Source organism: Promicromonospora kroppenstedtii DSM 19349 (genome assembly GCF_000515355.1).
GTDB classification, from domain to species: domain Bacteria; phylum Actinomycetota; class Actinomycetes; order Actinomycetales; family Cellulomonadaceae; genus Promicromonospora; species Promicromonospora kroppenstedtii.
On sequence record NZ_KI911686.1, the window covers coordinates 330,043 to 333,646 of the forward strand.

The window sequence follows — 3,604 nt, forward strand, 5'->3', positions numbered from 1 at the left end:
CCGGCGTCCGTCGGGCGGCCGGTCGTCCGGTGGCCGCGGCCTGGCCGGGATCCGCGAGCGGGTCGCGCTGTTCGGCGGTACCGCCGAGGCGGGACCCGACGGCGACCGCTGGGTGCTGCGTGCGATCCTGCCCTGGACCCCCGCACCGACCGACCGGAAGGAACCCGATGCCTGACGCCCCCGTGCGGGTGCTCCTCGCCGACGACGAGCCGCTGGTCCGCAGCGGCCTGCGCCTCATCCTGGACGCGGAGCCCGACCTGGAGGTCGTCGGCGAGGCCGGCGACGGCGCGCGGGCGGTCGAGCTGGCCCGCAGCCTGCGGCCCGACGTCGTCTGCATGGACGTGCGGATGCCGGGCGTGGACGGCCTGCGGGCCACCGAGCTGGTGCTCCGGCTGCCGCAGCCGCCCCGTGTGCTGGTGGTGACCACTTTCGAGCACGACGGCTACGTGCTCGACGCGCTCACCGCCGGGGCCTCGGGGTTCCTGCTCAAGCGCGCCGGGGCCGACGAGATGGTGCAGGCGGTGCGCACGGTCGCCGTCGGGCAGAGCCTGCTGTACCCGCAGGCGCTGCGGGACCTGGTGCGCACACGCCCGCGCGCGACGGCCGGGGCGCCGTCGTTGACGCCGCGCGAGCGGGAGGTGCTGGACCTGGTGGCGCAGGGCATGACCAACGCCGAGATCGCGACGGCGCTCGTGGTCGGCGTCGAGACGGTGCGTACGCACGTGGCGTCCGTGCTGGCCAAGCTGCAGGCGCGCGACCGCACGCAGGCCGTGGTGCTGGGCTACCGGGCGGGGCTGGTGGAGCTGTAGCCCGCGGTCCGGCGGCGGGCCGGCTCAGTCCTGGGGGAGGACCATCTCGACCTCGTCCGGGAAGGGCGCGTACTCGGCGGCCTTGCGGCGGCCCGTGCGGCGCCAGCCCAGGTGCTCGTAGAAGCCGATCGCCTGGTCGTTGTCGGCGAGGCACCACAGCCGCGGATCGGCCATCTCGGCGACCGCCACGTCCATCGCGGCGCGAGCCAGGCCGCTGCCCCAGTGCGCGGGGTGCACCGCGAGGTGCCTGAGCAGCCGCTCGTCGTGGGCCACGAAACAGGCCAGCCGGGGGCGGTCGCCGTCGTCGTCCAGGACGAGGACGCGGACCCCCGGCTCGCTGAGTGCGGCCTGCCACTTGGCCAGCACCTCGTCGGACGGGAACGGGTACATGCCCGGCGGGAAGATGTGGCCGAGCGCCGCGATCCCAGCGGCTCGCTCCACGTCCAGGAGCGCGTGCGCGTCCTCGGGCGTGGCCTGCCGGAACCGGTTGACGACCATTGCCTCAGCGTACGGCCCGGCCTCACCCGCGGCACCACCGTTGAGATTTGCGTCAGCGGCCCGTGCCGGAGCGGGCGAGAACTGGTCTGCAACATTTTCTCGAAGTGCTGTGACCTCGGCGCGGTTCCCGCGTCTAGGGTGCATGACGGATACAGCATTCAGCGCGGTGATGTCCCGCCTCTCGGCGCTCGACACGCTCTCGCTGCGGGTGAGTCAGGACTGGCTGGCGTTCGGCCTCGACAGGGTGGACGTGCTGGTCATCGAGATACTGACGGTCAGCGAGCTCACGGCCATGCCGCTCGTGAGCAGGCACCGGCTGTCACCGGAGGTACCGGACCCGGGACGGGAGCTGGGTCTGACCCGGGTCTGGACCGGTTGGCTCGGCGATGCCTCGGACATCGTGCCGGTCGCGATGCGGCTCACGCTCGCGCCGAGCGGCGACGGGTGACCGGGTGACCGGGCGCCGGGCCCTCAGCGGGGCAGGTGCGCCTCGATCTCCTCGATGATCGCCGGGTCGTCCGGCAGCGTCCTCGGCGAGTACCGGCGCACGTCGCCCCCGGGCAGCACCAGGAACTTCTCGAAGTTCCAGCGGATCTTGCCCGAGTGCCCCTCGGCGTCCTCGGTCTTCTTGAGCTCGACGTAGAGCGGGTGCGCGTTGCGCCCGTTCAGCCGGATCTTGTCGAGCACGGGGAAGGTGACGCCGTACGTCATGGAGCAGAACTCGGCGATCTTCTCGTTCGAGCTCAGCTCCTGCAGGAACTGGTTGCTGGGGAAGCCCAGCACCGTGAAGCCGCGGTCCTGGTACTTCTTCTGCAGCTCCTCGAGGGTCGCGTACTGCGGGGCCAGGCCGCACCGCGAGGCCACGTTCACCACGAGGACCACGTCCTCCTTGTGCTCGGCCAGCGAGATCTCGGTGCCGTCCATCGTGTGGAAAGGAATGTCGTAGAGGGTCACCCGGCCATCCTCTACCCGTTGTCCGAGTCAACGGAACCCTTCGGGCACGACTGCGGACCAGCAGGTTAGGTTGACGACGTGACCCGTACGCCCGGACCCGCCAAGCACCGGCCCCCGCTGCCCGTGCGGGACGGGCTCAACCCCACGCGGATCGTGCTGCCGCACGACCCCGACGTCGTCGTGCGGTTCCCCTACGCGCTCGACTACCTCCTGGACCGGTTCCGCGACGACGCGGACCGGCTTCTCGAGAAGGTCGCCCTGGGGGAGGTGGTCACCGGCCACGGCGAGCCGCTCACCCCGACGACGCCGTACGAGCCGCGCGGGTTCCTCTACCTGTACCGCGACCCACCGGCCCACGAGGACCCGATCCCGTTCGAGTCGGAGGTGCTCCACCGCGACGAGAACCTGCTGGTCGTGGACAAGCCGCACTTCCTCGCCACGATGCCCCGCGGACGGTGGGTGCGCGAGACCGTGCTGGTCCGCCTCCGGGTGGCCCTCGACCTGCCCGAGCTCTCCCCGGCCCACCGCCTGGACCGCGGCACTGCCGGAGTGCTCGTCCTCACGGTGCGGCCCGAGGTGCGCGGCGCGTACCAGGAGGCGTTCGCCCGCCGCGTGGTGCGCAAGGTCTACGAGGCCGTCGCCCCGCTCCCGGGACCGGGCGCGCACGTGGCCCTCGGCGAGCCCGCCACGCTCAGCAGCCGCATCGTGAAGCGGCGCGGGGTCACCCGCGCCGAGGAGGTGCCGGGCGAGCCCAACGCGGAGTCCCTGATCACGCTCACCGCCGCCGACGAGACCCGTGGCCTGGGCCTCTACCGCCTGGAACCGCACACCGGCAAGACCCACCAGCTGCGGCTGCACATGGCCTCGCTCGGGCTGCCGATCCTGCACGACCCGTTCTGGCCGGAGCTGCGCAGCGAGCCCGACGACTTCGACCGGCCCCTGCAGCTCCTGTCCCGCTCCCTGGAGCTCACCGACCCCCTGTCGGGCCGGCTGCGCCGCTTCGAGTCCCGCCGCGACCTGCGTGAATGGACAGGCGAGCCGGCGCGCGACGCGTCAGACCCACGGATCCCTCCAGGGAACTGAGCGGCTGACACGTCCGTGGGCATCGGACAGGTGCAAGAATCGGTGCGATGAGTACCGCCCCCGACTACCCCGCCCGCGCCGTCGTCGATCTCGACGCGATCCGCGACAACGTGCGCGCCCTGCGGACGACCGCCCCGACCGCCCAGGTCATGGCCGTCGTCAAGGCGGACGCGTACGGGCACGGGCTGGCCCCCTCGGCACGGGCGGCGCTCGCGGGCGGTGCCACCTGGCTGGGCGCGGCGCAGAGCGTCGAGGCGCTC

Annotated in this window: 6 protein-coding genes; 4 read left to right on the top strand and 2 right to left on the bottom strand. The window is 72.6% G+C overall.

Features of this window, described 5'->3' with window-relative positions; all coding sequences use genetic code 11:
• Positions 1–167 precede the first annotated feature (167 nt).
• On the top strand, positions 168–809 hold the full coding sequence (locus PROKR_RS16200; protein ID WP_036964612.1) for a response regulator: 642 nt from the start codon (positions 168–170) through the stop codon (positions 807–809).
• Between the two features lie 24 nt (positions 810–833).
• Here PROKR_RS16200 and PROKR_RS30810 read toward each other — a convergent pair whose 3' ends face one another.
• The gene (locus tag PROKR_RS30810; RefSeq protein ID WP_051433041.1) at positions 834–1,307 is read right to left on the bottom strand and encodes a GNAT family N-acetyltransferase; all 474 of its coding nucleotides are present in this window, start codon (positions 1,305–1,307) and stop codon (positions 834–836) included.
• Between the two features lie 142 nt (positions 1,308–1,449).
• Here PROKR_RS30810 and PROKR_RS16210 point away from each other — a divergent pair, with 142 nt between their 5' ends.
• Positions 1,450–1,755 (top strand): hypothetical protein, encoded by a 306-nt coding sequence (locus PROKR_RS16210; RefSeq protein ID WP_142032789.1) that lies wholly within the window; start codon positions 1,450–1,452, stop codon positions 1,753–1,755.
• A gap of 23 nt (positions 1,756–1,778) precedes the next feature.
• Here the strand turns inward: PROKR_RS16210 and PROKR_RS16215 are convergent, their stop codons facing one another.
• A complete protein-coding gene (locus PROKR_RS16215) occupies positions 1,779–2,261 on the bottom strand; it encodes a glutathione peroxidase (RefSeq protein WP_036964614.1) in 483 nt (160 codons plus the stop codon).
• Positions 2,262–2,339: 78 nt separating this feature from the next.
• On the opposite strand from PROKR_RS16215, the gene PROKR_RS16220 reads away from it, so the two are divergent.
• Together PROKR_RS16220 and PROKR_RS16225 are read left to right on the top strand one after the other, a co-directional pair.
• Complete coding sequence (locus tag PROKR_RS16220; protein ID WP_051433042.1) at positions 2,340–3,344, top strand: pseudouridine synthase; 1,005 nt, start codon at positions 2,340–2,342, stop codon at positions 3,342–3,344.
• A 47-nt stretch (positions 3,345–3,391) separates the two neighbouring features.
• On the top strand, positions 3,392–3,604 hold a 213-nt coding region (locus PROKR_RS16225), incomplete at its 3' end, for an alanine racemase (protein ID WP_036964615.1).

Bases quoted from the DNA above. Each gene is read 5' to 3' on its own strand.
- PROKR_RS16200 (WP_036964612.1), top strand. From the start codon at position 168: ATGCCTGACGCCCCCGTGCGGGTGCTCCTCGCCGACGACGAGCCGCTG.
- PROKR_RS30810 (WP_051433041.1), bottom strand. From the start codon at position 1,307: ATGGTCGTCAACCGGTTCCGGCAGGCCACGCCCGAGGACGCGCACGCG.
- PROKR_RS16210 (WP_142032789.1), top strand. From the start codon at position 1,450: ATGACGGATACAGCATTCAGCGCGGTGATGTCCCGCCTCTCGGCGCTC.